The sequence below is a fragment of the Streptomyces sp. NRRL S-87 genome (assembly GCF_000719335.1).
Classification (GTDB): Bacteria; Actinomycetota; Actinomycetes; order Streptomycetales; family Streptomycetaceae; genus Streptomyces.
Map to the genome: position 1 here is coordinate 1 of NZ_JOGB01000128.1, position 4,840 is coordinate 4,840.

General features: G+C 73.0%; 3 protein-coding genes. All 3 read left to right on the forward strand.

What is annotated here, in order from left to right:
- The first annotated feature begins 209 nt into the window (after positions 1 to 209).
- The gene (gene argF, locus IF43_RS0135225) at positions 210 to 1,223 is read left to right on the forward strand and encodes an ornithine carbamoyltransferase (RefSeq protein WP_030210911.1); all 1,014 of its coding nucleotides are present in this window, start codon (positions 210 to 212) and stop codon (positions 1,221 to 1,223) included.
- A gap of 354 nt (positions 1,224 to 1,577) precedes the next feature.
- Positions 1,578 to 2,405 carry an enoyl-CoA hydratase family protein gene (locus IF43_RS0135235; RefSeq protein WP_030210913.1) on the forward strand — a complete coding sequence of 276 codons (828 nt, stop codon included), beginning with the start codon at positions 1,578 to 1,580 and terminating at the stop codon, positions 2,403 to 2,405.
- 7 nt (positions 2,406 to 2,412) lie between these two features.
- Positions 2,413 to 4,683: a bifunctional salicylyl-CoA 5-hydroxylase/oxidoreductase gene (locus IF43_RS0135240; RefSeq protein WP_030210916.1), complete on the forward strand. Its 2,271-nt coding sequence runs from the start codon at positions 2,413 to 2,415 to the stop codon at positions 4,681 to 4,683.
- Positions 4,684 to 4,840 lie beyond the last annotated feature (157 nt).

Below are 4,840 nucleotides of genomic sequence, written 5' to 3' on the forward strand. Positions count from 1 at the left end.
GGGGGTGGGGTGGGGGTGGGGTGAGGGTGGGGGCGAGGGGGAGGAAGGGGGGGCGGGGGCGCCGCGGCGGCCGGCGGCAGTTCGTCGGGGCGGGCGCGGCGATGTGGCCCGCATCACGATGCCAGTCCGTATAGAGATACGGATGCTCGTATAGAATTCCAGCCTCCCCTGTCCCCCTTCCGCATCCCCCGAACCCGTAGGAGTCCCCCATGGCGACCGACCTCGTTGGCCGGAGCTTCCTGAAGGAGCTCGACTTCACCGCCGCGGAGTTCCGAGGCCTGGTCGAGCTGGCCGCCGAGCTCAAGGCCGCCAAGCGCGCGGGCACCGAGGTCCAGCGGCTGCGGGGCAGGAACATCGCGCTGATCTTCGAGAAGACCTCCACCCGCACCCGCTGCGCGTTCGAGGTCGCCGCTGCCGACCAGGGTGCCCGCACCACCTACCTCGACCCCGCCAGCTCCCAGATGGGCCACAAGGAGTCCGTGCGCGACACCGCGCGCGTGCTGGGCCGGATGTTCGACGGCATCGAGTACCGCGGCGACAGCCAGGACAACGTCGAGCAACTGGCGGCGTACGCGGGCGTGCCGGTCTTCAACGGCCTGACCGACGACTGGCACCCCACGCAGATGCTGGCCGACGTGCTGACGATGACCGAGCACACCGAGAAGCCCCTGGAGACGGTCGCCTTCGCCTACCTCGGCGACGCCCGCTTCAACATGGGCAACTCCTACCTCGTCACCGGCGCGCTGTTGGGCATGGACGTCCGGATCGTCGCCCCGCGCGCGTACTGGCCCGCCGAGCAGGTCGTCGCGCTGGCGGAGGCGGCCGCCGAGGCCAGCGGCGCCCGGATCACGCTCACCGAGGACGTGGCCGCGGGCGTCGCGGGCGCGGACTTCGTGGCCACGGACGTGTGGGTGTCCATGGGTGAGCCCAAGGACGTGTGGGGCGAGCGGATCAAGGTGCTGGCGCCGTACGCCGTGACCATGGACGTCCTGCGGGCCACCGGCAACCCGGACGTGAAGTTCCTGCACTGCCTGCCGGCCTTCCACGACCTGGGCACCGAGGTCGGCCGTGACGTCCACGAACGGTACGGGCTGGAGTCGCTCGAGGTCACGGACGAGGTCTTCGAGTCGGCCCACTCGGTGGTGTTCGACGAGGCGGAGAACCGGCTGCACACCATCAAGGCGGTACTGGTCGCCACCATGGCCGGTGACACCGCCGCATAGTCATGCGGTGGAGGTGGCGGCCACGGTGAACGACACCGCCTTGATGGTGGTGACGGTGGTGATGGTGGTGTGGTTCATGCCGTGTCCGGGTGGGGCTTTCGGGGTGCTCGGGGGCTTCGGGGAGTGGCCGGGGGCTTCGGTCGGCTCGCTTCGATGGGTGGGTCGCGTGGTGTGTGGGTCCCCTCGGCGCTTGACAGGGGCGGCCTGCAGGCCCTGCGGCAGGCCCACCCCAGGGGCTTTGGGGCTTCGCCCTGGCGGCCCGTCGGCGGCCATGGGGAGCCCGCGGGGGCGTCCGAGAGCAGGGTTATCGCGCTTGGCTGACGTACGTCACGAGATGGTGATACGTTCGTTCCCGTGAGCCCCTTCACCGGTTCCGCAGCCCGTACCGACCGCTGGCGTCACCTGCGGGTGACCCGGCAGGACGGTGTCGCCACGGTCACCCTCGACCGCCCCGAGAAGCTGAACGCGCTCACCTTCGGTGCTTACGCCGACCTGCGCGACCTCCTCGCCGAACTGTCCCGGGAGCGCGCGGTCCGCGCCCTCGTGCTGGGCGGCGAGGGGCGCGGCTTCTGCTCCGGCGGCGACGTCGACGAGATCATCGGCGCCACCCTCGCCATGGACACCGACCAGCTCCTCGACTTCAACCGGATGACCGGCCAGGTCGTGCGGGCGATCCGGGAATGCCCCTTCCCCGTGATCGCCGCCGTGCACGGGGTGGCCGCGGGTGCCGGCGCGGTGCTGGCCCTCGCCGCGGACTTCCGGATCGCCGACCCCACCGCCCGCTTCGCGTTCCTCTTCACCCGGGTCGGCCTCTCCGGCGGAGACATGGGGGCGGCGTACCTGCTGCCCCGGGTCGTCGGCCTCGGCCACGCCACCCGTCTGCTGATGCTGGGCGAACCGGTCCGGGCCCCCGAGGCCGAGCGGATCGGCCTGCTCAGCGAACTCACCGACGAGGGCAAGGCCGACGTCCGGGCCGCCGAGCTGGCCGCCCACCTCGCGGCCGGCCCCGCCCTCGCGTACGCCCAGACCAAGGCGCTGCTGACGGCCGAGCTCGACATGCCGCTGGCCGCCTCCGTCGAACTGGACGCCAACACCCAGGCACTGCTGATGAACGGCCAGGACTACGCGGAGTTCCACGCGGCCTTCACCGGCAAACGGCCGCCCGCGTGGCGGGGGAAGTGAGGCCCGGATGCGCATCGCGGTCATCGGCGGCGGACCGGGCGGCCTCTACGCGGCCGCCCTGCTCAAGCGGCTGGGGCCGGACCGCCGCATCGAGGTCTGGGAGCGCAACACCCCGGACGACACCTTCGGCTTCGGCGTGGTGCTCTCCGACGAGACCCTCGGCGGCATCGAGCACGCCGACCCGGAGGTCTACCGGGCGCTGGAACGGGAGTTCGTCCGCTGGGACGACATCGACGTCGTCCACCGCGGCCGGATCCTGACCTCCGGGGGCCACGGCTTCGCCGCCCTCGGCCGGCGCGCCCTGCTGCGCATCCTCCACGAGCGCTGCGCCGGCCTCGGCGTGGTCCTGCACACCGAGCGCGAAGCACCGCCCGCCGCGGCGCTGGCGGCCGCGTACGACCTGGTCATCGCCGCCGACGGCGTGCACAGCCGCACCCGCGAGGCGCACGCCGACGCCTTCGAACCCCGGATCACCGGCCACCGCTGCCGCTACATCTGGCTGGCCGCCGACTTCGCCTTCGACGCCTTCCGCTTCGAGGTCGCCGAGACCGAGCACGGCGTGGTGCAACTGCACGCCTACCCGTACTCGGCCGACTCCTCCACCGTGATCGTGGAGATGCGCGAGGAGGTGTGGCGGGCCGCCGGATTCGACCTGTGCGACGAGGCCGAGTCCGCCGCCCGCTGCGCCAAGCTCTTCAGCGAAGCCCTGCGCGGCCGCCCGCTGCGCGGCAACAACTCCACCTGGACCGCCTTCCGCACGGTCGTGAACGCGCACTGGTCGCACGGCAACACCGTGCTGCTCGGCGACGCCGCACACACCGCGCACTTCTCCATCGGCTCCGGCACCAAGCTCGCCGTCGAGGACGCCCTCGCCCTGGCCGCCTGCGTCGAGGAGCACCCCGGGGACCTGCCGGCCGCCCTGGCCGCGTACGAGGCGGAGCGCAAGCCCGTCGTCGAGTCCACCCAGCGCGCCGCGGCCGCCAGCCTGCGCTGGTTCGAAGAGCTCGCCGGGTACGTGGACCAGCCGCCACGGCAGTTCGCCTTCAACCTCCTCACCCGCAGCCGCCGCGTCACCCACGGCAACCTGCGGCTGCGCGACCCCCGCTTCACCGGCACCGTGGAACAGGACTTCGGCTGCCCGCCCGGCACCCCGCCGATGTTCACCCCCCTCCGGCTGCGCGGGCTGACGCTGCGCAACCGGGTCGTGGTCTCCCCGATGGACATGTACTCCGCCACCGACGGCGTCCCCGGCGACTTCCACCTCGTCCACCTGGGCTCCCGCGCCCTCGGCGGCGCCGGACTGGTCATGACCGAGATGGTCTGCGTCAGCCCCGAGGGCCGCATCACCCCCGGCTGCGCCGGCCTGTACACGGCGGAGCAGGCCGCGGCATGGACCCGGATCACCGACTTCGTGCACGCCCAGGCCCCCGGCGCCGCCCTGGGCGTCCAACTCGGCCACTCCGGCCGCAAGGGCTCCACCCGCCGGATGTGGGAGGGCATGGACCAACCCCTGGAGAACGGCAACTGGCCCCTCACCGCCGCCTCGCCGCTCCCGTACCTCCCCGGCGTCAGCCAGGTCCCGCACGCCCTCACCGCAGCCGAACTCGACGTGATCCGCGCGCAGTTCACCGAAGCCGCCACTCGGGCCGCAGCCTGCGGCTTCGACCTCCTCGAACTCCACTGCGCCCACGGCTACCTGCTCTCCGGCTTCCTCTCGCCGCTCACCAACCACCGCACCGACCAGTACGGCGGGAGCCTGGCCAACCGCCTGCGCTTCCCGCTGGAGGTCTTCGACGCCGTCCGCGGGGCGTGGCCCGCCGACCGCCCCATGACGGTCCGCATCTCCGCCACCGACTGGGCCGCCGGCGGCACCACCGCCGAGGACGCCGTCGCGATCGCCCGCGCCTTCGCCGAGCACGGCGTCGACGCCGTCGACGTCTCCACCGGCCAGGTCGTCCCCGACGAGCGCCCCGAGTACGGCCGCTCGTACCAGACCCCGTACGCCGACCGGATCCGCAACGAACTGAACATCCCCGTCATCGCCGTCGGCGCCATCTCCTCCTGGGACGACGTCAACTCCCTGCTGCTGGCCGGCCGGGCCGACCTCTGCGCACTGGCCCGCCCGCACCTGTACGACCCCCACTGGACCCTGCACGCCGCCGCCGACCAGGGCTACACCGGCCCCGCGGCCCCCTGGCCCGCCCCCTACCGCGCCGGCAGCCGCACCCCACCCACCGGCCGCACCGACGCCCCGAAGCCCCGCCTCACCCTCCCGTAAACCACGCCGGTCGGCCCACGTCACCCAGACCCCGGTTCCACATCCTTGGCGGTGCCGGGTGGGTCCCGTGGTGTGTGGGGGAGGCGCTTGACAGGGGTGGCAGGCTGGTCCGGAGGCAGGCCCGGGCCAGGGGTGGCCGCAGGCCAGGGCGAAGCCC